The 26,798-nt window shown below is 60.3% G+C and carries 21 protein-coding genes and 1 tRNA gene; 14 read left to right on the top strand and 8 right to left on the bottom strand.

All coding sequences use genetic code 11. The features are described 5' to 3' along the window. The first annotated feature begins 244 nt into the window (after positions 1–244). The 4 genes from HX818_RS20690 to HX818_RS20675 all read left to right on the top strand — a co-directional run bounded on the left by HX818_RS20690 (position 245) and on the right by HX818_RS20675 (position 6,423). Entirely contained in the window at positions 245–2,167 is a 1,923-nt protein-coding gene (locus HX818_RS20690; protein WP_003210999.1) for a PrkA family serine protein kinase, read from the top strand. Between the two features lie 126 nt (positions 2,168–2,293). Then, a complete protein-coding gene (locus HX818_RS20685; protein WP_003211000.1) occupies positions 2,294–3,565 on the top strand; it encodes a YeaH/YhbH family protein in 1,272 nt (423 codons plus the stop codon). After that, positions 3,562–5,124 (top strand): SpoVR family protein, encoded by a 1,563-nt coding sequence (locus HX818_RS20680; RefSeq protein WP_177020664.1) that lies wholly within the window; start codon positions 3,562–3,564, stop codon positions 5,122–5,124. Before HX818_RS20685 ends, HX818_RS20680 begins: the two co-directional genes overlap by 4 nt. 63 nt (positions 5,125–5,187) lie before the next feature. Further along, positions 5,188–6,423 carry a multifunctional CCA addition/repair protein gene (locus HX818_RS20675; protein ID WP_102604409.1) on the top strand — a complete coding sequence of 412 codons (1,236 nt, stop codon included), beginning with the start codon at positions 5,188–5,190 and terminating at the stop codon, positions 6,421–6,423. On the opposite strand, the gene folK is transcribed toward HX818_RS20675, so the two are convergent. Together folK and folB are read right to left on the bottom strand one after the other, a co-directional pair. After that, a complete protein-coding gene (gene folK, locus HX818_RS20670; RefSeq protein WP_003211005.1) occupies positions 6,393–6,911 on the bottom strand; it encodes a 2-amino-4-hydroxy-6-hydroxymethyldihydropteridine diphosphokinase in 519 nt (172 codons plus the stop codon). The two genes, HX818_RS20675 and folK, sit on opposite strands and share 31 nt — an antisense overlap. Then, a complete protein-coding gene (gene folB / locus HX818_RS20665; protein WP_177020663.1) occupies positions 6,902–7,255 on the bottom strand; it encodes a dihydroneopterin aldolase in 354 nt (117 codons plus the stop codon). Before folB ends, folK begins: the two co-directional genes overlap by 10 nt. A gap of 74 nt (positions 7,256–7,329) precedes the next feature. Between folB and plsY the strand changes: the two genes are divergently transcribed. Further along, positions 7,330–7,899: a glycerol-3-phosphate 1-O-acyltransferase PlsY gene (plsY, locus tag HX818_RS20660; RefSeq protein ID WP_087694725.1), complete on the top strand. Its 570-nt coding sequence runs from the start codon at positions 7,330–7,332 to the stop codon at positions 7,897–7,899. A gap of 33 nt (positions 7,900–7,932) precedes the next feature. Here the strand turns inward: plsY and tsaD are convergent, their stop codons facing one another. Beyond that, complete coding sequence (tsaD, locus tag HX818_RS20655) at positions 7,933–8,958, bottom strand: tRNA (adenosine(37)-N6)-threonylcarbamoyltransferase complex transferase subunit TsaD (protein WP_177020662.1); 1,026 nt, start codon at positions 8,956–8,958, stop codon at positions 7,933–7,935. 203 nt (positions 8,959–9,161) lie between these two features. Here tsaD and rpsU point away from each other — a divergent pair, with 203 nt between their 5' ends. From rpsU to HX818_RS20625, 6 genes are all read left to right on the top strand, one after another. Then, complete coding sequence (gene rpsU, locus HX818_RS20650) at positions 9,162–9,377, top strand: 30S ribosomal protein S21 (protein WP_002551877.1); 216 nt, start codon at positions 9,162–9,164, stop codon at positions 9,375–9,377. A gap of 445 nt (positions 9,378–9,822) precedes the next feature. Then, the gene (gene dnaG, locus HX818_RS20645; protein ID WP_003211012.1) at positions 9,823–11,784 is read left to right on the top strand and encodes a DNA primase; all 1,962 of its coding nucleotides are present in this window, start codon (positions 9,823–9,825) and stop codon (positions 11,782–11,784) included. 67 nt (positions 11,785–11,851) lie between these two features. Beyond that, on the top strand, positions 11,852–13,702 hold the full coding sequence (gene rpoD / locus HX818_RS20640) for an RNA polymerase sigma factor RpoD (RefSeq protein WP_003211014.1): 1,851 nt from the start codon (positions 11,852–11,854) through the stop codon (positions 13,700–13,702). Between the two features lie 120 nt (positions 13,703–13,822). Then, positions 13,823–17,566, top strand: a complete 3,744-nt coding sequence (locus tag HX818_RS20635) for a bifunctional diguanylate cyclase/phosphodiesterase (protein ID WP_177008800.1) — start codon at positions 13,823–13,825, stop codon at positions 17,564–17,566. 15 nt (positions 17,567–17,581) lie between these two features. Beyond that, positions 17,582–17,658: transfer RNA gene (locus HX818_RS20630), tRNA-Ile, on the top strand. A 145-nt stretch (positions 17,659–17,803) separates the two neighbouring features. Beyond that, a complete protein-coding gene (locus HX818_RS20625) occupies positions 17,804–18,316 on the top strand; it encodes a hypothetical protein (protein ID WP_177020661.1) in 513 nt (170 codons plus the stop codon). Between the two features lie 89 nt (positions 18,317–18,405). On the opposite strand, the gene HX818_RS20620 is transcribed toward HX818_RS20625, so the two are convergent. The 4 genes from HX818_RS20620 to HX818_RS20605 form a co-directional block, all read right to left on the bottom strand. After that, positions 18,406–18,807 carry a type II toxin-antitoxin system HicB family antitoxin gene (locus tag HX818_RS20620; protein ID WP_003211020.1) on the bottom strand — a complete coding sequence of 134 codons (402 nt, stop codon included), beginning with the start codon at positions 18,805–18,807 and terminating at the stop codon, positions 18,406–18,408. 55 nt (positions 18,808–18,862) lie between these two features. Beyond that, the gene (locus HX818_RS20615) at positions 18,863–19,045 is read right to left on the bottom strand and encodes a type II toxin-antitoxin system HicA family toxin (protein WP_003211022.1); all 183 of its coding nucleotides are present in this window, start codon (positions 19,043–19,045) and stop codon (positions 18,863–18,865) included. A gap of 185 nt (positions 19,046–19,230) precedes the next feature. Beyond that, on the bottom strand, positions 19,231–20,484 hold the full coding sequence (locus HX818_RS20610; protein WP_177020660.1) for an amidase: 1,254 nt from the start codon (positions 20,482–20,484) through the stop codon (positions 19,231–19,233). 10 nt (positions 20,485–20,494) lie between these two features. Then, positions 20,495–20,920: a VOC family protein gene (locus HX818_RS20605; protein ID WP_010167388.1), complete on the bottom strand. Its 426-nt coding sequence runs from the start codon at positions 20,918–20,920 to the stop codon at positions 20,495–20,497. Positions 20,921–21,033: 113 nt separating this feature from the next. Between HX818_RS20605 and HX818_RS20600 the strand changes: the two genes are divergently transcribed. Further along, positions 21,034–21,900 (top strand): LysR family transcriptional regulator, encoded by an 867-nt coding sequence (locus HX818_RS20600; protein ID WP_003211026.1) that lies wholly within the window; start codon positions 21,034–21,036, stop codon positions 21,898–21,900. 42 nt (positions 21,901–21,942) lie between these two features. Here HX818_RS20600 and HX818_RS20595 read toward each other — a convergent pair whose 3' ends face one another. After that, complete coding sequence (locus HX818_RS20595; protein ID WP_177020659.1) at positions 21,943–24,303, bottom strand: glucose/quinate/shikimate family membrane-bound PQQ-dependent dehydrogenase; 2,361 nt, start codon at positions 24,301–24,303, stop codon at positions 21,943–21,945. A gap of 161 nt (positions 24,304–24,464) precedes the next feature. Here HX818_RS20595 and HX818_RS20590 point away from each other — a divergent pair, with 161 nt between their 5' ends. Both HX818_RS20590 and HX818_RS20585 read left to right on the top strand, forming a co-directional pair. Next, positions 24,465–24,947, top strand: coding sequence for an Lrp/AsnC family transcriptional regulator (locus HX818_RS20590; protein WP_050543199.1), 483 nt, complete (start codon positions 24,465–24,467; stop codon positions 24,945–24,947). A 167-nt stretch (positions 24,948–25,114) separates the two neighbouring features. Beyond that, entirely contained in the window at positions 25,115–26,797 is a 1,683-nt protein-coding gene (locus HX818_RS20585; RefSeq protein WP_177020672.1) for an NAD(P)/FAD-dependent oxidoreductase, read from the top strand. Position 26,798: the final 1 nt, after the last annotated feature.

Here is a 26,798-nt window from a genome sequence, read left to right as displayed (position 1 = left end):
CGCCGTTTCTGACGAACGGCGCGGCCAAACTAATTTCGTATCGCGCCTTGACCTCCCCGATTCCGAACTATCCTTAAGCGCAGGCCATCCAAAACAGGGGAGAGCCGGTACACCGGCGTGCGGGTCATCGGTAGCGTTTCAGGGTGTTCTGGGGGGAAAACGGCCATTGGTGTCCACCAATGGCTGCCAGCATCGACTGATTGATCCGGCGTCGGCTCCACGTATCGAGCGAGGTGACGACGTCATGAGTATTTTTAGCCACTTCCAACAACGCTTCGAGTCCACCCGCCAGGAAGAGCTCTCGCTTCAGGAGTATCTCGAACTGTGCAAAAAGGACCGCAGCGCTTACGCGTCTGCCGCTGAACGCCTGCTGTTGGCGATCGGCGAGCCGGAGCTGGTGGACACCGCAGCCAATTCGCGCTTGTCGCGGATTTTCTCGAACAAGGTGATCCGTCGCTACCCGGCCTTTGAAGACTTCCACGGCATGGAAGAATGCATTGACCAGATCGTCTCGTATTTCCGCCATGCCGCCCAAGGCCTGGAAGAGAAGAAACAGATCCTCTACCTGCTCGGCCCCGTCGGCGGCGGCAAGTCGTCCCTGGCCGAAAAACTCAAACAACTGATCGAGAAGGTGCCGTTCTACGCCATCAAGGGCTCACCGGTGTTCGAGTCGCCCCTGGGGCTGTTCAATGCCACGGAAGATGGCGCGATTCTCGAAGAAGACTTCGGCATTCCACGGCGCTATCTCAATACCATCATGTCGCCTTGGGCGACCAAGCGCCTGGCCGAGTTCGGCGGCGACATCAGCCAGTTCCGGGTGGTGAAGCTCTATCCCTCGATCCTCAACCAGATTGCCGTAGCCAAGACCGAACCGGGTGACGAGAACAACCAGGACATCTCGGCACTGGTGGGCAAGGTCGATATCCGCAAACTCGAAGAATTCCCGCAGAACGACGCCGATGCCTACAGCTACTCGGGTGCACTGTGCCGGGCCAACCAGGGCCTGATGGAGTTCGTGGAGATGTTCAAGGCACCGATCAAGGTGCTGCACCCACTGCTTACCGCCACCCAGGAAGGTAACTACAACAGCACCGAAGGCCTGGGGGCGATTCCGTTCACCGGGATCCTGCTGGCCCACTCCAACGAATCGGAATGGCACACCTTCCGCAACAACAAGAACAACGAAGCCTTCATCGACCGGATCTACATCGTCAAGGTGCCGTACTGCCTGCGGGTCAGCGATGAAATCAAGATCTACGACAAGCTGCTGTTCAACAGCTCCCTGGCCAAGGCCCATTGCGCGCCTGACACCCTGAAGATGCTGGCCCAGTTCACCGTGCTGTCGCGCCTCAAGGAGCCGGAAAACTCCAACATCTACTCGAAGATGCGCGTGTATGACGGCGAAAACCTCAAGGACACCGATCCGAAGGCCAAGTCGATCCAGGAGTACCGCGACACCGCAGGTGTGGACGAGGGCATGAACGGCCTGTCGACACGTTTTGCGTTCAAGATCCTGTCAAAGGTCTTCAACTTCGACCCGCACGAAATCGCCGCCAACCCGGTGCACCTGCTCTACGTGCTGGAACAGCAGATCGAACAGGAACAGTTCCAGGCTGAAACCCGCGAGCGCTATCTGCGCTTCCTCAAGGAATACCTGGCACCGCGCTACATCGAGTTCATCGGCAAGGAAATCCAGACCGCGTACCTTGAGTCCTACAGCGAATACGGCCAGAACATCTTCGACCGCTATGTGCTGTACGCAGACTTCTGGATCCAGGACCAGGAATACCGCGACCCGGAAACCGGCGAGATTCTCAACCGCGTAGCCCTCAACGAGGAACTGGAAAAGATCGAAAAACCCGCCGGCATCAGCAATCCGAAGGATTTCCGCAACGAAATCGTCAACTTCGTGCTGCGCGCCCGGGCCAACAACAACGGCAAGAACCCTACCTGGCTCAGCTACGAGAAGCTGCGGGTGGTCATCGAGAAGAAAATGTTCTCCAACACCGAGGATCTGCTGCCGGTCATCAGCTTCAACGCCAAGGCCAGCAAGGAGGATCAGCAAAAACACAACGACTTCGTCACTCGCATGGTCGAGCGTGGCTACACCGACAAACAGGTACGACTGCTCTCCGAGTGGTACTTGCGGGTCCGCAAATCGCAGTAAGGCAGCGACAAGCGTGCAATGCCAGGCTCCCGGTGCGCCGGTCAGCCTGGCAATCGACCGCTTGTCTTTAAGCTTCCAGCTTGCCGCTTGAAGCTTGTAACTTGAAGCTGCCCGGAGGGCTCCTGCATGAGCTATGTGATCGACCGACGTCTCAATGGCAAGAACAAGAGCACGGTAAACCGCCAGCGGTTCCTGCGGCGTTACCGTGACCACATCAAAAAGGCCGTCGAAGAGGCCGTCAGCCGCCGCTCCATCACCGACATGGAGCATGGCGAACAGATCAGCATTCCCGGACGGGACATCGATGAACCGGTGCTGCACCACGGCCGGGGCGGCAAACAGACCGTCGTGCATCCCGGCAACAAGGAATTCACCAGCGGCGAACATATCCAGCGGCCCCAGGGCGGCGCGGGCGGCAAAGGCCCGGGCAAGGCCGGCAACTCCGGCGAAGGCATGGATGAGTTCGTGTTCCAGATCACCCAGGAAGAGTTCCTGGAGTTCATGTTCGAAGACCTGGAACTGCCCAACCTGGTCAAACGCAACCTGACCGGTACCGACACCTTCAAGACCGTGCGTGCCGGGATCAGCAACGAAGGCAACCCGTCACGGATCAACATCATCCGCACCCTGCGCTCGGCCCATGCGCGACGTATCGCCTTGTCTGGCAGCAGCCGGGCAAAACTGCGGGATGCCAAGGCGGAACTGGAACGCCTGAAACGCGAAGAGCCGGACAACTTCGGCGATATCCAGGAAATTGAAGCCGAAATCGCCAAACTCAGCGCGCGAATCCATCGCGTGCCGTTTCTCGACACCTTCGACCTGAAGTACAACCTGCTGGTCAAGCAACCCAATCCCAGTTCCAAGGCGGTGATGTTCTGCCTGATGGACGTGTCCGGCTCCATGACCCAGGCGACCAAGGACATCGCCAAGCGCTTCTTCATCCTGCTGTACCTGTTTCTCAAGCGTAACTACGACAAGATCGATGTGGTGTTCATCCGCCATCACACCAGCGCCAGGGAAGTCGACGAGGAGGAATTCTTCTACTCGCGGGAAACCGGCGGCACCATCGTCTCCAGCGCCTTGAAGCTGATGCAGGAAATCATGGCCGAACGCTATCCGGCCAACGAGTGGAACATCTACGCCGCCCAGGCTTCCGACGGCGACAACTGGAACGACGACTCGCCGATCTGCCGCGACATCCTGATCAACCAGATCATGCCGTTCGTGCAGTACTACACCTACGTCGAAATCACCCCGCGCGAGCATCAGGCCCTGTGGTTCGAATACGAGCGCATCAGCGAAGCCTTCGCTGACACCTTCGCCCAGCAACAATTGGTCTCGGCCGGCGATATCTATCCGGTCTTCCGTGAACTCTTCCAGCGCAGGTTAGTGACATGACCGCCAAAGAGCATAAGCGCCAACCCATATCCACGGGGTCCGAATGGACCTTCGAACTCATCCAGGCCTATGACCGGGAAATCAGCCGCATCGCGGCGGGTTATGCCCTGGATACCTACCCCAACCAGATCGAAGTGATCACCGCCGAACAGATGATGGATGCCTATGCGTCCGTGGGCATGCCCCTGGGCTATCACCACTGGTCCTACGGCAAACACTTCCTCAGCACCGAAAAGTCCTACACCCGCGGCCAGATGGGCCTGGCCTACGAAATCGTCATCAACTCCGACCCGTGCATCGCCTACCTGATGGAAGAAAACACCATCTGCATGCAGGCGCTGGTGGTGGCCCACGCGTGCTACGGGCATAACAGCTTCTTCAAGGGTAACTACCTGTTCCGCACCTGGACCGATGCCAGCTCGATCATCGATTACCTGGTATTTGCCAAGCAGTACATCATGCAGTGCGAGGAGCGCCACGGCATCGACGCGGTGGAAGACCTGCTGGACTCCTGCCATGCCCTGATGAACTACGGCGTCGACCGCTACAAACGCCCGTATCCGATTTCCGCCGAAGAAGAACGGCTGCGCCAGAAGGACCGTGAAGAGCATCTGCAAAAGCAGATCAACGACCTGTGGCGCACCATTCCCAAACGCGCCGGCAAGAACAGCGACAAGGACAATGCGCGCTTCCCCGCCGAACCTCAGGAAAACATCCTGTATTTCATCGAAAAGCACGCGCCATTGCTGGAGCCCTGGCAGCGGGAAATCGTGCGGATCGTGCGCAAGATTGCCCAGTACTTCTACCCACAACGCCAGACCCAGGTGATGAACGAAGGCTGGGCCACGTTCTGGCACTACACCCTGATGAACGACCTGTATGACGAAGGCCTGGTCACCGACGGTTTCATGATGGAGTTCCTGACGTCCCACACCAGCGTGGTCTTCCAGCCGGGCTTCGACAGCCCCTACTACAGCGGTATCAACCCGTATGCATTGGGCTTTGCGATGTACCGCGATATCCGGCGCATGTGCGAGCACCCCACCGAAGAAGACCGCCGCTGGTTCCCGGAGATTGCCGGCAGCGATTGGTTGTCGACCATCAAGTTCGCCATGAGCAGCTTCAAGGATGAGAGCTTCATCCTGCAGTACCTGTCCCCCCAGGTGATTCGAGACCTCAAGCTGTTCAGCATCATGGACGACGACCTCAAGGACGATCTGCTGGTGCCCGCCATTCATGACGAGCCGGGCTATCGCACCATCCGCGAAACCCTCGCGGCGCAGTACAACCTGGGCAACCGCGAACCCAATGTGCAGATCTACAGCATCGACGTACGCGGCGACCGCTCGCTGACCCTGCGCCACCAGCAGCACGACCGCAAACCGCTGGGAGAGTCCACTGAGGAGGTTCTCAAGCACCTGCACCGGCTGTGGGGGTTCGATATCCACCTGGAGACGCTGCAAGGCGACCAGGTGATGAAAACCCACCACGTTCCGCCGCGTAACGAGCACAGCGACAACGATTACGGCCGCCTGGACCTGGCAGTCGTGCATCTGTGAAACGGCAAAGCCTCCATTGGCGGGCCGCAGGCGTTATCCTGTGCCGCTAATGGAGGCTTTTTCATGCAAATCTACAAAGTCGGTGGTGCGGTACGTGATCGCCTGCTGGGCATCCCCGTTACCGATATCGACCGTGTCGTAGTCGGCGCTACCACTGAAGAAATGCTCGCCCTGGGCTACAAGCCTGTGGGGTCGGACTTCCCGGTATTTCTTGACCCGAAAAATGGTGACGAGTACGCCCTCGCCCGCACGGAGCGCAAGAGCGGCCGGGGTTATGGCGGCTTTGTGTTTCACGCCAGCCCCGACGTTACCCTGGAAGAAGACCTGATCCGCCGCGACCTGACCATCAACGCCATGGCCGAGGATGACGCGGGCAACCTGACCGACCCTTATCACGGCCAGCAGGATCTGGACGCACGCATTCTGCGTCACGTTTCCCCGGCGTTTGCCGAAGATCCACTGCGTGTCCTGCGCGTTGCCCGCTTTGCCGCGCGCTATGCCGGCCTCGGCTTTACGGTAGCGCCCGAAACCCTGGAACTGATGCGCGAACTCAGCGAGTCGGGCGAACTGGAAGCCTTGACGCCCGAACGCAGCTGGAAGGAGATTTCCCGCGCATTGATGGAAAACCAGCCACAGGTGTTTATCCAGGTGCTACGCGATTGCGGCGCCCTGAAAACCCTGATGCCGGAAATCGACGCACTGTTTGGCGTGCCGCAACCCGAGGCCCATCACCCCGAAATCGATACCGGCGTGCACACATTGAGCGTGCTGGAACAGGCGGCCATCCATGCCCAGCCGTTGACCGTCCGCTGGGCGTGCCTGCTGCACGATCTGGGCAAGGGGCTCACGCCTGTGGATAAGTTGCCGCAGCACATCGCTCATGAGCAACGCGGTGTGAAGCTGATCAAGGCGATGAACGAACGCTTCAAGGTGCCAAGGGATTGCCAGGAGTTGGCGTTGCTGGTGGGCGAATATCACACCCATGGCCACCGCGCACTGGAGCTGAGGCCCTCGACATTGCTGGAGTTACTGCAAAGCTTCGACGTTTACCGTCGCCCGCAACGCTTTGAAGAGTTTGTGGTGGCATGCGAGATGGACGCCCGCGGGCGCAAGGGCCTTGAGCAGAGAAGTTATCCACAAGCCGATTATTTGCGCGGTGCGGCGCTGGCGGCCAGAGGTGTGGCCGTCGCACCGCTACTGGAACAAGGCTACAAAGGTCCCGAACTGGGCGAAGCGCTGAAACGCGAACGGCTCAAGGCGCTAAAAGCCTACAAGAGCGAGTCCGGCGTCAACGGCTGATCCCGCCATTCGAACGCGACCGGCGCCAGTACCTGGTCAATGTGTGCATCCTGCCACAGCGCGGCAAATGACTTGCCCACCTCAGGATGCACACGCTGCGGCGCCATCAACGACAGCGGCCACAGCACAAACGCGTTCTTCAGGATTTCGGCCCGGGGCAGGATCAGGCCATCGAAGTTACCCACCAGCTCGCCATACAGCAGCACGTCGATGTCCAGCGGCAAGCCCTTGCGATCCGGGGCGTAGCGGCCATTGTCGGCCTCGATGAATTTCAGCCGGCGGTCCAGCTCCATCAACGGCAGGTCGGTATACGCCGACACCACCAGATTGAAGAATGGCCCGCTCTTGATGCCCACAGGCTGGCTTTCAAACACCGGCGAACAGCGCATCTGCGTCAGGAAACCCGCCAGCGCATCAAGGCCAGCGTGCAAATGGGCCTCACGCTCGATGTTACTGCCAAGACCAAGGTAAACCTGAGTTAGCGACATCCGCGCTCGATCTCCACGCCCACACCCTTGGCGGCCGGTACGGCGCCGGGCTTGGTCAGTTTGAGGTGCAGCCAGGGAATCTGGAACTCACTCATCAACACGTCAGCCAGGCGCTCGGCGAAGGTTTCCACCAGCTGGAATTGCGCCTGCTCGGCAAAGGCCTGGATCCGCGCGGACACGCTCGCGTAATCCAGCGCCAGGGTCAGGTCATCACCGGCAGCGGCCGGGCGGTTATCCCAGGCGAAGCTCAGGTCCAGACGCAGGCATTGCCGGATACCGCGCTCCCAGTCGTAGGCCCCGATCACGGTGTCGACTTCCAGACCTTCGATAAACACTCTGTCCAAGCACTCTTCTCCGCTGCACGACAAGGGCGCGATGCCCCGTTAGAATCAGGGCGTCCTCGCCCGGAATAGTTAGCATGTTTTGGTTACTGGCGACTTTCGCCTACCTGCTCGGCTCGCTGTCCTTCGCCATTTTGCTCAGCCGCCTGACGGGAAATCCCGACCCGCGAATGAGTGGCTCAGGCAATGCCGGCGCCACCAATATGTTGCGCCTGGCCGGCAAGAAACTCGCCGTACTCACGCTGTTCGGCGACGTCTGCAAGGGCCTGCTGCCGGTGCTGATCGCCGATCTCGCCGGGCTCTCGCTGCAACAGCAAGCCTGGATCGGCGTCTGCGCGGTGCTCGGCCACCTGTTCCCGCTGTACTTTCGCTTTCGCGGCGGCAAAGGCGTTGCGACGGCGGCCGGCATGCTGCTGGGGATCTACCCACCGGCGGCGCTGCTGGCCATCCTGGCCTGGCTGCTGACGTTCTACCTGACACGCACCAGCTCGCTGGCCGCCCTCATCGCCACGCCCCTGACCCTGCCGTTGCTGGCGTGGCAGGAACCGGAGGCGCTGGTGCCGATGAGCGTGCTCACGCTGCTGATCGTCTGGCGCCACCGGGGCAATTTACGCGACCTGTTTGCCGGGCGCGAACGGCATTTTTAAATACGCCCGGTGAACCCGGCTCACGTTCGCCCGTTACAGCGGCGGCAACTGCTCCATCGGCCAGCGCGCCTGCACGCTGATTGCCAGGCTTTCATGCTGCCCGGCCTGCAAACGCTGGCAACCGGCATAGGCGATCATCGCACCGTTGTCGGTGCAGAATTCGGGACGCGCATAAAACACGTCGCCCTTCATGTCGCCGAGCATTTTCTCCAGGGAGCTGCGCAGCGCCTTGTTCGCGCTGACGCCGCCCGCGATCACCAGGCGCTTCATGCCCGCCTGCTTCAGGGCCCGCTTGCACTTGATGGTCAAAGTCTCCACCACGGCCTGCTGGAACGCCAGCGAGATGTCGCAACGGGCTTGCTCACTGTCGTCTCCGGCGCTTACGCTCTGCTGCCAGGTGTTCAGGGCAGAGGTTTTCAGGCCGCTGAAGCTGAACATCAGGCCAGGGCGATCGCACATCGGGCGCGGGAAGGTATAGCGCCCCGGAACGCCTTTTTCTGCCAAGCGGGCGATTTCCGGGCCGCCTGGATAATTGAGGCCCATCATCTTCGCAGTCTTGTCGAAAGCTTCACCGGCAGCGTCGTCCAGGCTTTCGCCCAGCAGCGTGTATTGACCGATTCCGTCGACCTGAACCAGCTGCGTATGGCCGCCTGAAACCAACAAAGCGACGAACGGGAACCCTGGCGGGTTTTCTTCCAGCATCGGTGCCAGTAAATGGCCTTCCATGTGGTGCACACCAAGGGCCGGAATGCCCCAGGCAAATGCCAGCGCCTGGGCGCAAGAGGCCCCAACCAGCAGGGCTCCGACCAATCCGGGGCCGGCGGTATAGGCAATGGCGTCGATCTCGGTCGGCACGCAGCCGGCCTCGTCCAATACCTGGCGAATCAATGGCAGCATGCGTTTCACATGATCACGGCTGGCCAGCTCGGGCACCACGCCGCCATAGGCGCGATGCAGGTCGATCTGACTGAACAGTGCGTCGGCCAAAAGCCCGCGTTCACTGTCGTAAAGTGCGACACCGGTTTCGTCGCACGAGGTTTCTAATCCCAGAACTAGCATGGGTTTGCGCCTTGTAGAGGCTGAATTCGAAGGCGCGCATAATAGTCGCCACTCCCCCTCCCGACTAGCGGTTTTCGATCAGAGGCTTTGCATTCCGGGCAATGAGGGGTTAACATCCGCAACCCTTAAAAACCGACGACCTCAGCCGCGAATTTTTTGCGACGAGAACGTTGATTCCCGGTAATGAAAGAAGGTAGCTCTGGATGCCAGCCGTCAAAGTAAAAGAGAACGAACCCTTCGACGTAGCTCTGCGTCGTTTCAAGCGCTCCTGCGAAAAAGCCGGTGTTCTGGCTGAAGTTCGTAGCCGCGAATTTTACGAGAAGCCAACTTCTGAGCGTAAGCGTAAAGCAGCAGCCGCTGTTAAGCGTCACGCCAAGAAAGTTCAGCGCGAGCAGCGCCGCGCCGTTCGTCTGTACTAATACACAGACGTTCGTAGCAAGCTTCTGCCAAGCCCGGCCCTCAGCCGGGCTGTTGGCATTTGCGGATATCGCTTGATGCTTCACCGTTGACGCCGCACACGCGACTGAAACGAACTGCTTCACACGTCAGGACTGGCTCTTTTGCCAGCGGTGCACGTCTCTTCTGACGAGCCTAACAAGGCTACTGACGAGCACACTTATTTTTTAACAGGCGATCAACAGGTCGGCTGCGCCCACTGATGAGCTTCCGAGGCCCCCACATGGCCAAGACCGGACTCCCGGGCAACATTTCTACGCCGGGCACTGATCGGAACTAACGTCAGTGAATGTTCGGCAGATACACTTCCTGACAGACCAAGCAGACGACAGTAGATCGAGCCGCACAACACGCGCGCCTTGAGCACTTTGCGGGCCCTCTTTTACACGCAGTGATGACGAGAACGCCATGGCCGGGCTAATTCCCCAGAGCTTTATTGACGACCTTCTGAACCGCACCGACATCGTCGATGTTGTCAGCTCGCGCCTGCAGATGAAAAAGGCCGGCAAGAACTACACCGCCTGCTGCCCGTTCCACAAGGAAAAGACTCCGTCGTTCAGCGTCAGCCCCGACAAGCAGTTCTACTACTGCTTCGGCTGCGGCGCTGGCGGCAACGCCCTCGGCTTCATCATGGACCACGACAACCTGGACTTCCCCCAGGCTGTCGAGGAACTGGCGAAAGCCGCCGGCATGGAAATCCCCCGCGAAGAAAGTGGCCGCCCGCACAAACCGCGGCAACCCACCGATTCGCCGCTGTACCCGCTGCTTACCGCTGCTGCCGACTTTTACCGCCAGGCACTGAAAAGCCACCCGCAGCGCAAAGCCGCCGTCGATTACCTCAAGGGCCGCGGCCTGACCGGTGAAATCGCCCGCGACTTCGGCCTCGGCTTCGCCCCGCCGGGCTGGGACAACCTGTACAAGCACCTGAGCAGCGACACCCTGCAGCAAAAAGCCATGATCGACGCCGGCCTGTTGGTGGAAAACGCCGAGACCGGCAAGCGTTATGACCGTTTCCGCGACCGCGTGATGTTCCCGATCCGCGACAGCCGCGGCCGCATCATCGCGTTCGGCGGCCGGGTGCTGGGGGACGACAAGCCCAAATACCTGAACTCACCGGAAACCCCGGTGTTTCATAAAGGCCAGGAACTCTACGGCCTGTTTGAAGCGCGCAAGAACAATCGCAACCTCGACGAAATCATCGTGGTTGAAGGCTATATGGACGTGATTGCCCTGGCCCAGCAAGGTTTGCGCAACGCCGTGGCGACCCTGGGCACCGCGACCAGCGAAGAGCACTTGAAGCGCCTGTTTCGCGTGGTGCCCAACGTACTGTTTTGCTTCGACGGCGACCAGGCCGGCCGCAACGCAGCGTGGCGTGCCCTTGAGTCGACCCTGTCGAGCCTGCAGGACGGGCGGCGCGCACGCTTCCTGTTCCTGCCCGAAGGTGAAGACCCGGACACCCTGGTCCGCTCCGAAGGCACCGACGCGTTCCGCGCGCGCATCAACCAACACGCACAACCGCTGGCCGATTACTTTTTCCAGCAACTGACCGAAGAGTCCGACCCGCGCTCCCTCGAAGGCAAGGCCCACATGGTCACCCTCGCGGCACCGCTGATCGACAAGGTTCCGGGCGCCAACCTGCGCACCCTGATGCGCCAGCGCCTGCTGGAAATCACCGGCTTGAGTGGCGAGGCCGTCAGCCAGCTGGCCCGCAGCGCGCCGCAAGAGGCGCCGCCGGCCTACGACCCGGGCATGGATTACGACGCCATGCCGGACTATTCCGACTTCCACCAACCGCAGGAGGCCTACACGCCCCAGCAGGAGTGGACACCGAAGAAACCCGGCGCCGGCGGCAAGAAATGGGACAAGAAACCCTGGGACAAAAACGGCAAACGTGGCGGTGACCGTGACGAACCGCGCGGCCCACGCGTCCCAGCAGCAGTAGAGCCGCCCACCATGGCAGCCCTGCGTACACTTTTGCACCACCCGCAACTGGCACAAAAAGTCGAGGATGCGGGGCACTTTGCGGCCGAAGACCACACCAATACGCAACTGTTGGTGGCCCTGCTCGAAGCCGTACAGAAGAATCCTAAGCTAAACTCATTCCAGCTGATTGCACGCTGGCACGGCACCGAACAGGGCCGTTTGCTGAAGGCATTGGCAGAAAAGGAATGGCTGATTGATGGCGATAACCTTGAACAACAGTTTTTCGACACCATTACTAGCTTGGTAGCTCGTCAACGCGAGCGAAACCTGGAACAACTTCTTCGAAAAGCGCGTCAGAGTGAATTGACCGCCGAAGAGAAAAATCAACTGCGCGACCTTTTAAGTCGCAATGTTTCCGCATCAAACCCGACCTCAGCTGGCGTGTGAGGTCATAGCTCGGGTATAATCCTCGGCTTGTTTTTTGCCCGCCAAGACCTTCAGTGGATAGGGTGTTATGTCCGGAAAAGCGCAACAGCAGTCTCGTATCAAAGAGTTGATCACCCTTGGTCGTGAGCAGAAGTATCTGACTTACGCAGAGGTCAACGACCACCTGCCTGAGGATATTTCAGATCCAGAGCAGGTGGAAGACATCATCCGCATGATTAATGACATGGGGATCCCCGTACACGAGAGTGCTCCGGATGCGGACGCCCTTATGTTGGCCGACGCCGATACCGACGAGGCAGCCGCTGAAGAAGCAGCCGCCGCGTTGGCAGCGGTCGAGACCGACATCGGTCGCACGACTGACCCTGTGCGCATGTATATGCGCGAAATGGGTACGGTAGAGCTGCTGACACGTGAAGGCGAAATCGAAATCGCCAAGCGTATCGAAGAGGGCATCCGTGAAGTGATGGGCGCAATCGCGCACTTCCCAGGCACGGTTGACCACATTCTCTCCGAGTACACTCGCGTCACCACCGAAGGTGGCCGCCTGTCCGACGTCCTGAGCGGTTATATCGACCCGGACGACGGCATTGCGCCACCTGCGGCTGAAATTCCGCCACCGATCGATGCCAAGGCTGCGAAAGCAGACGACGACACCGACGACGACGAAGCTGAAGCCAGCACCGATGACGAAGAAGAAGTCGAAAGCGGTCCGGATCCGATCATCGCAGCCCAGCGCTTTGGCGCGGTCTCCGATCAGATGGAACTGGCTCGCAAGGCCCTGAAGAAGCACGGTCGCGGCAGCAAGCAGGCAACTGCTGAATTGCTGGCCCTGGCTGAACTCTTCATGCCGATCAAACTGGTACCGAAGCAATTCGAAGGCCTGGTTGAGCGGGTTCGTAGCGCCCTTGAGCGTCTGCGTGCACAAGAGCGTGCGATCATGCAGCTCTGTGTCCGTGATGCGCGCATGCCGCGTGCCGACTTCCTGCGCCAGTTCCCGGGCAACGAAGTCGACGAAAGCTGGACCGACGCACTGGCCAAAGGCAAAAGCAAATACGCTGAAGCCATTGGTCGCTTCCAGGCCGACATCGTTCGTTGCCAGCAGAAGCTGACTGCATTGCAGACTGAAACCGGTCTGACGATTGCCGAGATCAAGGACATCAACCGTCGCATGTCGATCGGTGAGGCCAAGGCCCGCCGCGCGAAGAAAGAGATGGTTGAAGCGAACTTGCGTCTGGTGATCTCCATCGCCAAGAAGTACACCAACCGTGGCCTGCAATTCCTCGATCTGATCCAGGAAGGCAACATCGGCTTGATGAAAGCGGTGGACAAGTTCGAATACCGTCGCGGCTACAAGTTCTCGACTTATGCCACCTGGTGGATCCGTCAGGCGATCACTCGCTCGATCGCCGACCAGGCCCGCACCATCCGTATTCCGGTGCACATGATCGAGACGATCAACAAGCTCAACCGTATTTCCCGGCAGATGTTGCAGGAAATGGGTCGCGAACCGACCCCGGAAGAGTTGGGCGAACGCATGGAAATGCCTGAGGATAAAATCCGCAAGGTATTGAAGATCGCTAAAGAGCCGATCTCCATGGAAACCCCGATCGGTGATGACGAAGACTCCCATCTGGGTGACTTCATCGAAGACTCGACCATGCAGTCGCCAATCGATGTTGCTACCGTTGAGAGCCTGAAAGAAGCGACTCGCGACGTACTGTCCGGCCTCACTGCCCGTGAAGCCAAGGTACTGCGCATGCGCTTCGGCATCGACATGAATACCGACCACACCCTTGAGGAGGTTGGTAAGCAGTTCGACGTTACCCGTGAGCGGATTCGTCAGATCGAAGCCAAGGCGCTGCGCAAGCTGCGCCACCCGACGAGAAGCGAGCATTTGCGCTCCTTCCTCGACGAGTGATCACAAAAACCCCGGCCCAGGCCGGGGTTTTTGCTTCTACAGATTAAATCCTCGCTGCCTCCCCTCCCCCGCAATGCCCGTCTACACTCGAAACATTCCCCGTGCCATAACGAGACCGTTATGCCCAGATTGCCGACCGTGTTACTGCTGTCGCTGCTGACCTGGACCGCAACGGCTGGCGCGTTGACTCTCACCGATGAAGAGCGTGGCTGGCTGGCGGACCACCAAGAGTTGCGCCTGGGCGTCGACGCCTCTTGGCCACCCTTTGAATACCGCGATGAAGACGGTCGCTACCAGGGCCTGGCCGCTGATTATGTGCGGCTGATGCAGGATCGCCTTGGCGTCAGGATAAAACTGATCGAGCCGGTGAACTGGAGTGCCGTGCTGGAACAGGCCCGCAACAACCAGCTCGACCTGCTGCCGGGCATCATGTCCACACCGGAACGCCAGGGTTTCCTGTCGTTTACCCGGCCTTATCTCGACTTCCCCATCGTCATCCTCGCCCACGAAGGCGGCCCGCAACCACGCAGCCTCAAAGACCTGTACGGGTTGAAGGTGGCCGTGGTGGAAAACTACGCGCCCCATGAACTGCTGCGCACTCACCACCCGGACCTCAACCTGGTGGCCATGCCCAATGTCAGCGCTACGCTGCAGGCCCTGGCCACCGACAAGGTCGACGCCGTAGTGGGCGATTTGGCGTCCAGCGTGTGGAGCCTGCGTCAACTCAAGCTGGAAGGCCTGTACATCAGCGGCGAAACGCCTTACCGCTATCAGTTGGCCATGGGCGTACCCAAGGACGACAAGATGCTGGTGGGCATCCTCGATAAAGTCCTGGCCGACATCAGCCCGTCTGAGACCGAGGCCATCCAGCAGCGCTGGGTCGGCAACGTCATCGACCACCGCACGCTCTGGACGGATGTGCTGCTCTACGGGTTGCCTGCCGTGCTGTTGCTGAGCATCGTGCTGGCCGTGGTTATTCGGATCAATCGTCGGCTCAGCTCGGAAATTTCCCGCCGGGTCGCCCTCGAACAGGAACTGCGCAGCAGCGAATACCACTATCGCGGCCTGGTGGAGAGCCTTTCCGCGATCGCCTGGGAAGCCAGCATCAGCGATTTCACCTACAGCTACGTGTCGCCCCACGCCGAGGAACTGCTGGGTTACCCCCGTGCCCACTGGCTGATCCCGGGCTTCTGGCGCAACATCATCCACCCCGCGGACCTGACCCGCACCGAATCCTATTGCTACGCCGAAACCCGGGCCAACCGCGACCACAGTGTCGACTACCGGGTGATCACCGCCGATGGACGCTGCCTGTGGGTGCGGGACATCGTCAGCCTGATCGAACACGGCCACGAGCCCGTGCTGCGCGGCCTGATGATCGACATCAGCGAGGCCAAGCGCACCGAGGAAGCGTTGCAGCTTTCGGAACAGAAATTCGCCTCTGTGTTCCAGCAATGCCCGGACATCCTGGTCATCGCCCGGCTGTCGGACGGCTGCCTGATGGAGGTCAATAAGGCATTCGAAGACCAGATCGGCCTGAGCGCCGAAGCAGTCGTAGGAAAAACCGCCACTGAACTGAATATCTGGGGCATCCAGGGCGTAGGCCCCGGCCTGCTGCAACGGGTACAGACCACCAGCATCCGCAACCTGGAAATGCCCTTCCTGCGCAGCAACGGCCAGGCCTTCACCGGACTGATCTCCGCCGAACCCTTTCAACTGGATACCACCGAAGCCCTGGTCGTGGTGGTGCGTGACATCACCCAGCTGAAAGAAACCCAGCAGCGACTGCAGACCTCCGAAGAGAAATTCGCCAAGGCCTTTCATGCCTCTCCCGACGGCCTGCTGTTGTCCCGCCAAAGCGACGGTTTGCTGATTGAGGTCAACGAAGGATTCAGTCGAATTACCGGCTTCAACAGCGTGATGTCGCTGGACCAGTCAACCCTGGACCTCGGGATCTGGGTCGACCTGAACGAACGCAAAGACATGCTGGAGCGGCTGCAACGGGATGGATTTGTCCGCGACTTTGTCTGCCACATCCGCCGCAGCGACGGCGAAATTCGCCTGTGTGAAGTCTCCAGCCGCCCGCTGCCCATCGGCGACGACGACTGCATGCTGACCATCGCCCGGGACATCACCGAACGCCAACTGATGCAGGAAAAACTGCAACAGGCCGCCACCGTGTTCGAGAGCACGGCCGAAGGCGTACTGATCACCGACACCCGGCAAAATATCAGCGCCGTGAACCGCGCCTTCAGCGAGATCACCGGCTACAGCGAAGCCGAAGCCCTTGGCCAAACCCCGCGCCTGCTTGCCTCGGGCCTGCACGACAGCGCCTTCTACGCCGCCATGTGGCACCAACTGACGGCCAACGGCCACTGGCAAGGCGAGATCTCCAACCGGCGCAAGAACGGCGAGCTGTACCCCAGCTGGCTGACCATCAGCGCCGTGCGCAACCGCGAGGAGTCGATCACCCACTTCGTCGCCGTGTTTGCCGACATCTCCAGCCTCAAGCACGCCCAGGCGCGCCTCGATTACCAGGCCCACCACGACCCGCTGACCGGCCTGCCCAACCGCACCCTGTTTGAAAGCCGCCTGCAAGCCGCCCTCAACAACCAACAGGAAACCGGCAGCCAGGGCGCCGTGCTGTTCCTCGACCTCGACCGCTTCAAACACATCAACGACAGCCTCGGCCACCCGATTGGCGACCTGCTGCTCAAGGACATCGCCGTTCGCCTCAAGGACCAACTGCGAGACGTCGACACCGTCGCGCGCCTGGGTGGCGACGAATTCATCATCCTGCTGCCCGGCCTGCAACAAGCCAGCGACGCCGAACACCTGGCCAATAAGCTGCTGGCCTGCTTCACCCCACCGTTCCAGGCGGGCGAGCATGAGTTCTTCATCAGCGCCAGCATCGGCACCAGCCTGTACCCACGGGACGGCAACGACGTCGCCACCCTGGTCAAAAACGCTGACGCCGCCATGTACCGCTCCAAGGCCAAAGGCCGCAACCGCGTCGAAAGCTACACCCAGGACCTCACTGCGCAAGCCAACGAGCGCGTGGCCCTGGAACACGAACTGCGCCGAGCGATCGAGCGCGACGAATTGTCTCTCTATTACCAGCCGAAACTCAGCCTCGACACCCAACAACTGATCGGCGCCGAAGCCCTGATTCGCTGGCGCCACCCCACCTTCGGCGAAGTGCCGCCCGAGCACTTCATTGCCCTGGCCGAAGAGAACGGCATGATCCTGCAGATTGGCGACTGGGTACTGGAGCAGGCCTGCCGACAGATGCACGACTGGCGAGAAATTTTTGATGACTTCGGCCCGCTGTCCGTCAACCTCGCCGGCGCGCAACTGCGCCACCCCAACCTGCTGGCGCGCATCGAGCAACTGCTGCGGGACAACCGCCTGGAGCCTGGCTGCCTGCAACTGGAGATCACCGAAAACTTCATCATGAGCCAGGCCGAAGAGGCGCTGGAGGTGCTGCACCAGCTCAAGCATCTGGGCGTGCAACTGGCCATTGATGACTTCGGCACCGGCTATTCGTCCCTCAGCTACCTGAAACGCCTGCCGCTGGACTTCCTGAAGATCGACCAATCCTTCGTCCGTGGCCTGCCCGACGACCCACACGATGCGGCGATCGTGCGCGCCATTATTGCCCTGGGGCACAGCATGCAATTCACCATCATTGCCGAAGGTGTGGAAACGCCGGCCCAGCAAGCGTTTCTGGCGGCTGAAGGTTGTGAGCAGATGCAAGGCTATATCGTCAGCCTGCCGCTGCCGCCGGACCTTTTCGCCGCTACGTTCCTTCGTATGAGCGTTTCGGACTTTTCGGATGGCACAGCGAAGAAACCATCGCTATAATCCGCGGCCTACTGAGGGCCTATAGCTCAGTTGGTTAGAGCAGAGGACTCATAATCCTTTGGTCGTAGGTTCGAGTCCTACTGGGCCCACCATCTTGAAAGCCGCGCATTGCGCGGCTTTGTCGTTTCTGGCGCGTGAGTCGTGCAGCAATGAAACATTAGTTAGTTGTCCCGAACGGCTACGGCACTGACCATGATTCCCAGTCAACGCCACTCCAGCACGAGGGAATCTTGTTCCATGCCTCAGAAGAAACGTTCACCGCACAACTCTATCCACCGCCTGGGCATGCGTGCCACAGCCGCCGTCGCAATCACCCTCGCAACCTTGAGCGGCGCACAAGCCGCCCCCGCCGCCACTGACTCCATCAAGGCACTCAAGCTCTGCACCGGCGCCGACAACAATTCGCACGTACTGGAAGGCACCATCGACCAGAGCATGCGCAATGACGTGACCGCCATTCACTTCAAGCAAACGGCGGCGCATTCCTCGTATAGCTGGCATAACGACCCGGAGCCACAGTACGTCATGACGCTGTCCGGCACCCTGGCGTTCGTGACACGCGGCGGTGAGAAGTTCACGTTGCATCCGGGTGAAGTACTGATCGCCGAAGACAACACCGGCACAGGGCATCGCTGGAATCTGGTGGACGATCAACCGTGGCGGCGAGGGTACGTGGTGCTGAAGCCGGGCGCGCCGGATTCATTTATCCCGAACGATGCTGCCGCTGCGAAGGTGTGCAAGGGGTCGTAATCTCGCCGATCACACCTCCTCGAATAAAAGAAAGACTTACGCTTTGCGGCGTAAGCCTTTTTTGTACTGCGTGCTCTACCGGCCCGTTATCAAACGGAAAGTTCGCGCAAAGCCGCCGTCGCCAGGAACCCAGAGCGCGAGGCATAGCGATGGTCTTTTTGCACTCGCTCATCGATACGATTCAAAAGTTGCTCAGGCAGTGAGGCGTTGAACCTGACTGACTTGCCCAGGTAAGGAGTGAGATCAAAGTCGATCACCGCCCACACGCCACCCGCAAAGTCCGGATTCTCCAAATGGACGTCGACCTCTCTAGCCTGAGGAAGCCGCTCCTCATCAGCAACCAATCCCTCGAGGTGCAGCGCTAAAGCTTCGCGGACATTATCCAGAGCTTCGGAAAAGGTTGTGCCCGCAGAAAAGCAACCTGGCACGTCCGGGACGGTCACGCTGTAATCTGAATCAGCGTCTTTGTGTATCACTACTGGAAATTTCATTTTTCCTCCTTTGAATGAGCCGCAGCGGGATCATTCACCACATAACCTACGGTCATCACTTCAGGCCTGCTGATTTCAAAATGCTGTGCAAGGTCCCCTTGGCTATCTCTGATTTAGGATGAGGAACCGTCACCCGGCCGGGCTTGGTTGAGTGCTTGAACTGATGGTGACTGCCTTTCGCCGCCACCTCAAACCATCCATCCGCCATCAGCAAGTCAATTACCTCTCTGCTTCTCATCGCGCCCGCTCCACAGTGTGTATCTTACACACCGAAGGTGTCCTGCAGCATCTTTTATACACACAGGACACACCAATGAAAAAAGCCCGCTCATTTCTGAACGGGCTCATGCGAAGAATATGATGACTACGCCTATCGCCGCTTCGCCAGCGAACTAATGTCAGTTTTTGTGCCTTGACTGACTCTCAGCTTACCAACGCATTAACAATGACTTGCGCCGAACCTAGCAACGGCGCATCCCCTCTAAACGCCCCAATTACCTGCAACCCCACCGGCAACTCCCCTTCCCCACGCATCACCGGCACATTCACCTGCGGCAAGCCAAAAGCGCCCCAGAACTTGATGAAGTCCGACGGGCCCGTGGTCGCCAACCCCACCGGCGCCAGCATCCCGCAGGAAACACTCAACATCGCATCAAACGGCTGGCAGATCTGCGCGAGCTGCGGGGCGAGTTGCGCGAGGCGTGACTTCGCAGCCGACTCCTGTTCCCAGCTTGTAGCCTTCGCACGCTCAATCATGGCCAATGTCGAATCACTGAGTAACTCAGGATGAGACTGAAACTCCTTGGCCAATGAACGGGCACCTTCGCAATCGTTGATCAACTGGTGATCGTCGAATACTCCGTCGAACGCTTCAGGCAACACGACCTCACTGACAAGAGGCCCCAACCTGGCTATCGCTAGCTCAATCGCCTGGGCCACCACCGGCTGCACATCCGACCAGCGAGAAGTACGGCAGAAACCAAGCCGCAAAGGCCGACGACCGACCTCAACAGCCGGAAACCCTCGAATCAACACCTGCGCCACCCGCTCAAGATCACGCACCGAACGGCCATACCAACCCACGGTATCGAAGCTCGGCGCCAGGGGTTTCACGCCTTCCAGCGAGACCAGTCCAAACGAAGGTTTGAAGGCAAACAACCCGCAATAAGCCGCAGGCTTGAGCAACGACCCCGCCGTTTGGGTACCCAACGCCAACGGGAAAAAACCGGCCGCCATCCCCGCCGCGGAACCCGCGCTGGAGCTACCCGGAGTGCAGGACAAATCCAGCGGATTACGCGTCGGCCCCGTGTTCATGTAGGCAAATTCGGTGGTGTGGGTCTTGCCCATGATGATAGCGCCCGCCTGGCGTAGCAGCGTCACCACATGGGCATCCCGCGATGGACGATTACCCTGGTAAATCGGCGAATAGAATTCCGTTGGGTGGTCGGCGGTATCGAAGATGTCCTTGATCCCCACGGGCAAGCCCGCCAGCGGACCGGAACAGCCTTCAAGCTGCAACGCCTGCTCGCGCACCGCCTCAGCGTCGAAGGATACAAACGCCTGGATATCTGGTTCGTCGACACCTATGCGCGCAAGAAAGTGTTCAGCAACCAAAGCCGGCGTAATCGCCCCCGAACCCACCGCCACGGCGATGCCCGTTGCATCCAGGCCATTCATCAAAGCGCCCTCATTTGGCAAACAACTGCCCAATGTCCTTGAACGCCTTGAACTCCAGCGCGTTGCCGCACGGGTCAAACAGGAACAACGTCGCCTGCTCGCCCACCTGGCCTTTGAAACGAATGTGAGGCTCCAGCACAAATCGGGTATTGCGCGCCTGCAAACGCTCCGCCAATGCATGCCAATCATCCCAACTCAACACCACGCCAAAATGCGGCACCGGCACGTCGTGGCCGTCCACTGCATTGGTGTGCGCCGCCTCTTGAGAAGCGGTTTTCGGGTGCTCATGAATCACCAATTGATGCCCGAAGAAGTCGAAGTCGACCCAGTGATCACTGGCACGTCCCTCCTCCAACCCAAACACCTCGCCATAAAACTGCCGCGCAGCCGCCAGGTCGAATACCGGAATTGCCAGGTGAAAAGGAGCCAGTGCCATCAGGTCTAACCTCTATGGGTATTAAGTCCTTGCGAGTCTAGCCTTGCCGTAACCGATGGAAAGACGATAATTTTCGCAGCGAGCTCAAATTATTTTGATCAATCGAGACGCCCATGCTGCGGGAACTGAAAACCTTTATCGCCGTTACCCGCCATGGCACGTTCGCCGCAGCGGGCATGCATATCGGGCTGACGCAATCGGCGGTGAGTGCGCAGATCCGTCAGTTGGAGCAGGTGCTCGGCGTGCAGTTGTTCGACCGAACCGGACGCCAGGCCACGCTGAACGCGGCGGGGATCCGCGCGCTGCCGCTGGCCAGGGAAATTCTCGAGACGTTCAACCGCATGGCTGTGCCGGTGGATGCCAATGAGTACAGGGGCGAGTTGAAGGTCGGCGCCATCACCACCGCCCAGACCGGCCTGCTGCCCCAGGCCCTGGTGCGTTTGCGCCAGGCGGCGCCGACGGTGGAGTGCAAGTTGGTGCCGGGAGTTTCCCTGGAGCTGCTCAGCCAGGTGGATGCAGGCGAACTCGACTCGGCGATCATCATTCGCCCACCCTTTGACTTGCCCAAGGAACTGCACGTGCAACTGCTGCGCAGGGAGCCGTTTGTGTTGATCGCGCCGCTGACGGTCGAGGGGGATGACCCGCTGCAACTGCTCGCCGCTCATCCTCACGTGCGCTACGACCGGGCTTCGTTTGGCGGGCGGCTGGTCAGTCGCTTCCTGCGGGATCAGCGGCTGGACGTGCAAGTGGCGCTGGAACTGGACGAGATTGAGGCGCTGGTCAAAATGGTCGAATGCGGCCTGGGCGTTTCACTGGTTCCCCACGCCGGACTATGGCTGGACCGATCCCCGCAGGTGCGTGTCATCCCGCTGGGCGAGCTGACCTTTAACCGGGAAATCATCTTGCTGAGCCGCTACAGCCAGCGCAACCTTCCGGTGCCACAACTCTTTGCCCGATGCCTGCTGGCAGACACAATCTAAGACGCAAAAAAAAGCCGCACATCCGTGCGGCTTTTTCACGCCCTATTTCTTGGGCAACGCGTAGGCAATCACATAATCCCCACGGTCCGGCGACTGTCGCGCGCCGCCAGCGGTGAGCACGATGTACTGCGTGCCGGTCTTGGGCGACACGTAGGTCATCGGCCCCGACTGGCTACCCACCGGCAGCCGTGATTTCCAGATCTCGTTGCCGTTGCCGGTGTCGAAAGCGCGCAGGTAGAAGTCCTGGGTGCCAGCAAAAAACAGCAAGCCGGACTGGGTGGCCAGGGACGCGCCGAGGGTCGGCATGCCGATTGGAATCGGCATGTGCATGCGGATGCCCAGCGGCCCGGTGTCTTCAACCGTGCCCACCGGCACTTGCCACATCAGCTTGTGGGTTTTCAGGTCGATGGCCGACAGGGTGCCGAACGGCGGCTTCTGACACGGAATGCCCGCCGCCGAGAGGAAGCGCTCGCGCATTGCACCGAATGGCGTACCTTCTTGCGGCACCACGCCCATTTCGATGCCACTGGCACCGGCGGCGATCTTGTCGCGCGGGATCATGTAGTTGGCCAAACCCAGGCGCATGTCGTTGACGAACATATAGTGGGTATTCGGGTCCACTGACACGCTGCCCCAGTTCATTCCGCCCAGGGAGCCCGGGAATTGCAGCGCGCGGTCCAGGCCTGGCGGCGTATAGACGCCCTGGTGGCGCATGCCCTTGAACTGGATGCGGCACATCAACTGGTCAAACGGCGTGGCGCCCCACATGTCGGATTCGGTCAGTTGCTGATTGCCGATCGAAGGCATGTCCACCGAAAACGGCTGGGTCGGCGAATAGCGTTCGCCGGGCACATTGCCCTGGGGCACCGGACGCTCTTCGACCCGGGCGATGGGCACGCCGGTTGCGCGGTTGAGCAGGAAGATTTCACCCTGCTTGGTGACTTGGGCCAGTGCCGGTTGCACGCCGCCGTTGCCATCCGGAATGTCGTAGAGCAGCGGCTGTGCCGGCAGGTCGAAGTCCCACAGGTCGTGGTGAGTGGTCTGGAAGTGCCAGCGCACTTGGCCGGTCTTCACGTCGATGGCGACGATGGAGGAGCTCCACTTGTCGTCATAGGCGGTACGTTCACCGGCGAAGAAGTCCGGGGTGGCGTTACCGGTGGGCAGGTAGACCAGGCCGAGCTTGGCGTCGTAGGACATGGCCGACCATACGTTCGGCGTGCCACGGGTGTAGGTCTCTCCTGCAGGTGGGCGTTTGGTGGTGTTCGGGTTGCCCGGATCCCAGGCCCACACCAGTTCGCCGCTGTGCACGTCAAAGGCGCGCACCACGCCTGGCGGTTCACCGGTGGAGAAGTTGTCCGCCACACGCCCGCCCACGATCACCACATCGCCCGCCACCAGTGGCGTCGAGGTTTGCTGGTAATAACCGGGCTTCACTTCGCCCATGTCGGTCCTCAGGTCGACGGTGCCGTGGTCGCCGAAGTCTTCGCAAGGCGCGCCGGTTTCAGCATTGATCGCAATCAACCGGGCATCGCCGGTCGGCAGAAACAGACGTTTCACACAGGCTTTGGCGCCGGCGGGTTGCTCGCTGGCACTGCTGTCGAAATACCCCAGGCCACGGCAACGCTGCCAGTTGGGGCCGCTGCCCTGGGGATCGAATTTCCAGCGTTGGGCACCGGTATCGGCGTCCAGGGAAAACACTTTGCCGTAGGCGGTGCACACGTAAACGCTGTCACCGATCTGCAGCGGGGTGTTCTGGTCTTCGGCACCGGCGCCATTGCTCTCGGGGATGTCGCCGGTGTGGAAGGTCCAGGCCACCTGCAACTTGTCGATGTTGCCTTTGTTGATCTGGTCCAGCGCGGCAAACCGATTGCCGGCGGTGGTGTTGCCCCAGTGGGCCCAGTCTTTTTGCTCGGTGCCCGGCGTTACCGCAGTCACCGCAGGCTCACTGCTGGCCTTGACCACGTGGGTCGGTACAAACATGTACGCCAGGGTGGCGACCACGCCCAGGCCCAGCAGCCCGGCAACGCCATAGGCGCCGCGCCCGGGTGTCGATCCGGAAGCGCGGGCGAGCTGTGGATAAATCAGCGCGACTACCAGGCCGATGACGGCGAAGGTCAGGACTCGCGAAACCAACGGCCAGTATTCCAGACCGGTATCCCACACCGCCCAGATCGCAGTCAGCACCAATGCCACGGCGTACAGCCATGCGCCCTGAGGCCGGCGCTTGGCGATCAGCACACCAGAGACCAGCATCGCCAGGCCCATCAGCAGGAAATACCAACTGCCGCCCAGCACTACGAGGTAACCGCCACCGCCTGCCAAACCCAGGCCGATCAAGGCGATCAGCAGGCCCAGCCCAACCAGCAACCATCTGCTGCCGGTGGCAGCCCCAAAGTTATTCATCGCGCAAACGTCCTTCCTGTATACCTAACGCAAAATAATGTACCAAACAGTTACTTTTCACAATCTGGCACAAAATAATGTGTTCGATCAGCGGCGAAAATAAATTCCCGGCGGGGCGGGCAGTATCGCCAGGACCGAGCCTGTAACATGCTCGCCCATTGATGCCCGCGCCGGAGAACACCTTGCCCGCCTCTCACCCTCCCGTCCTCGATGAAATCGATCGCCAGTTGATCGCCGCCTTGCAGATCAACGCGCGTGAAAGCGTGGCCATGCTTGCCCGGCAACTGGGCATCGCGCGCACCACCGTCACCTCACGCCTGGCGCGCCTGGAAAAAACCCAGGTGATTACCGGCTATGGCGTGCGCCTCAGCCAGCGGGTGGTGGACGGTGGTTTGCAGGCCTACGTGGGGATCACCGTGCAACCGCGCTCCGGCAAGGAAGTGCTGCGCCGGATCAGTGCCATGGCGCAGGTTCAGCAGTTATGTGCGGTAAGCGGCGAGTTCGATTACGTGGCCTGGCTGCGCACCGATTCGCCGGAACAGCTGGATCAACTGCTCGACCAGATCGGCAGCGTCGACGGCGTGGAGAAGACCACCACCTCGATCATCCTCAGTAACAAACTGGATCGCGGCCAACCAATCTGACCAGCAAGATCGTCACTCTGACTAAAAACAATTCAATCCGACGACACATTGCGTCTTATTAACGAACGCTACGCTCCCTAGAATGGCTGCCATCTTTTCCTATACTCAGCGGGTCGCGCCCCGCCGAGCCGCCAGCAAGGTCAGCCATGAGCATTCCTTCCAGCACCATCAGCAAGACCAATCGCCACCCGGCAAACGGCAAGAAGCCCATCACTATCTTTGGCCCGGACTTCCCGTTTGCCTTTGATGACTGGATCGAACACCCGGCGGGCCTGGGTAGCATTCCGGCGGCCAACCACGGCGCCGAAGTGGCGATCGTCGGCGCCGGGATTGCCGGGCTGGTAGCCGCCTATGAGTTGATGAAGCTGGGCCTTAAACCCGTGGTGTATGAAGCCTCGAAAATGGGTGGCCGCCTGCGCTCCCAGGCGTTTGAAGGCGCCGAAGGCATCATTGCGGAACTGGGTGGCATGCGTTTCCCGGTGTCCTCTACCGCGTTCTACCACTATGTAGACAAGCTCGGGCTGGAGACCAAACCCTTCCCCAACCCGCTGACGCCGGCTTCTGGCAGCACGGTCATCGACCTCGAAGGCCAGACGCACTACGCACAGAAACTCGCTGACCTTCCTGCACTGTTCCAGGAAGTGGCTGACGCCTGGGCCGACGCCCTGGAAGCCGGCTCGCAGTTCGCCGATATCCAGCAAGCCATCCGCGACCGTGACGTACCGCGCCTGAAAGAGCTGTGGAATACGCTGGTTCCGTTGTGGGACGACCGCACCTTCTACGACTTCGTGGCGACCTCCAAAGCGTTCGCCAAGTTGTCCTTTCATCACCGCGAAGTGTTCGGCCAGGTCGGCTTTGGCACCGGCGGCTGGGACTCGGACTTCCCCAACTCGATGCTGGAAATCTTCCGCGTGGTGATGACCAACTGCGACGATCACCAGCATCTGGTGGTCGGCGGCGTCGCCCAAGTGCCCATGGGCATCTGGCGCCATGTGCCGGAGCGTTGCGCCCACTGGCCCGAAGGCACCAGCCTCAGTTCCCTGCACAACGGTGCGCCACGGGCCGGGGTCAAGCGCATTGCCCACGCGCCGGACGGCCGTTTCGCCGTCACCGACAACTACGGTGACACCCGCGAATACGCCGCCGTGCTGACCACCTGCCAGAGCTGGCTGCTGACCACCCAGATCGAGTGCGACGAAACCCTGTTCTCGCAAAAGATGTGGATGGCCCTGGACCGCACCCGCTACATGCAGTCGTCGAAGACCTTCGTGATGGTCGACCGGCCATTCTGGAAGGACAAGGATCCGGAAACCGGCCGCGACCTGATGAGCATGACGCTGACGGATCGCCTGACCCGCGGCACCTATCTGTTCGACAACGGTGACGACAAGCCGGGGGTGATCTGCCTGTCCTACTCCTGGATGAGCGATGCGCTGAAAATGCTTCCGCAACCCATCGAGAAACGCGTGAAACTGGCTCTGGATGCACTGAAGAAGATCTACCCGAAAGTCGATATCGCCGCGCGCATCATCGGCGATCCGATCACCGTGTCATGGGAAGCAGACCCGCATTTCCTCGGTGCTTTCAAAGGCGCACTTCCCGGCCACTATCGCTACAACCAACGGATGTATGCGCACTTCATGCAGAAGGACATGCCGGCGGAGCAACGCGGTATTTTCATTGCCGGTGACGACGTGTCCTGGACCCCGGCGTGGGTTGAAGGCGCCGTGCAAACCTCGCTGAACGCGGTGTGGGGCATCATGACTCACTTCGGTGGCAGCACTCACCCGCAGAACCCGGGGCCGGGGGATGTGTTCGACGAGATCGGACCGATCGCACTGCCCGAGTAAG

The organism is Pseudomonas sp. F9001 (assembly GCF_013385435.1).
Lineage (GTDB): Bacteria > Pseudomonadota > Gammaproteobacteria > Pseudomonadales > Pseudomonadaceae > Aquipseudomonas.
The sequence above is the reverse complement of the archived record's forward strand: the minus strand, read 5'-3'. Positions and strand labels throughout refer to the sequence as shown.

Coding starts and splice junctions, on each gene's coding strand:
- HX818_RS20690 (WP_003210999.1), top strand. CDS start 245: ATGAGTATTTTTAGCCACTTCCAACAACGCTTCGAGTCCACCCGCCAG.
- HX818_RS20685 (WP_003211000.1), top strand. CDS start 2,294: ATGAGCTATGTGATCGACCGACGTCTCAATGGCAAGAACAAGAGCACG.
- HX818_RS20680 (WP_177020664.1), top strand. CDS start 3,562: ATGACCGCCAAAGAGCATAAGCGCCAACCCATATCCACGGGGTCCGAA.
- HX818_RS20675 (WP_102604409.1), top strand. CDS start 5,188: ATGCAAATCTACAAAGTCGGTGGTGCGGTACGTGATCGCCTGCTGGGC.
- folK (WP_003211005.1), bottom strand. CDS start 6,911: ATGTCGCTAACTCAGGTTTACCTTGGTCTTGGCAGTAACATCGAGCGT.
- plsY (WP_087694725.1), top strand. CDS start 7,330: ATGTTTTGGTTACTGGCGACTTTCGCCTACCTGCTCGGCTCGCTGTCC.
- tsaD (WP_177020662.1), bottom strand. CDS start 8,958: ATGCTAGTTCTGGGATTAGAAACCTCGTGCGACGAAACCGGTGTCGCA.
- rpsU (WP_002551877.1), top strand. CDS start 9,162: ATGCCAGCCGTCAAAGTAAAAGAGAACGAACCCTTCGACGTAGCTCTG.
- dnaG (WP_003211012.1), top strand. CDS start 9,823: ATGGCCGGGCTAATTCCCCAGAGCTTTATTGACGACCTTCTGAACCGC.
- rpoD (WP_003211014.1), top strand. CDS start 11,852: ATGTCCGGAAAAGCGCAACAGCAGTCTCGTATCAAAGAGTTGATCACC.
- HX818_RS20635 (WP_177008800.1), top strand. CDS start 13,823: ATGCCCAGATTGCCGACCGTGTTACTGCTGTCGCTGCTGACCTGGACC.
- HX818_RS20625 (WP_177020661.1), top strand. CDS start 17,804: ATGCCTCAGAAGAAACGTTCACCGCACAACTCTATCCACCGCCTGGGC.
- HX818_RS20620 (WP_003211020.1), bottom strand. CDS start 18,807: ATGAAATTTCCAGTAGTGATACACAAAGACGCTGATTCAGATTACAGC.
- HX818_RS20615 (WP_003211022.1), bottom strand. CDS start 19,045: ATGAGAAGCAGAGAGGTAATTGACTTGCTGATGGCGGATGGATGGTTT.
- HX818_RS20610 (WP_177020660.1), bottom strand. CDS start 20,484: ATGAATGGCCTGGATGCAACGGGCATCGCCGTGGCGGTGGGTTCGGGG.
- HX818_RS20605 (WP_010167388.1), bottom strand. CDS start 20,920: ATGGCACTGGCTCCTTTTCACCTGGCAATTCCGGTATTCGACCTGGCG.
- HX818_RS20600 (WP_003211026.1), top strand. CDS start 21,034: ATGCTGCGGGAACTGAAAACCTTTATCGCCGTTACCCGCCATGGCACG.
- HX818_RS20595 (WP_177020659.1), bottom strand. CDS start 24,303: ATGAATAACTTTGGGGCTGCCACCGGCAGCAGATGGTTGCTGGTTGGG.
- HX818_RS20590 (WP_050543199.1), top strand. CDS start 24,465: ATGCCCGCGCCGGAGAACACCTTGCCCGCCTCTCACCCTCCCGTCCTC.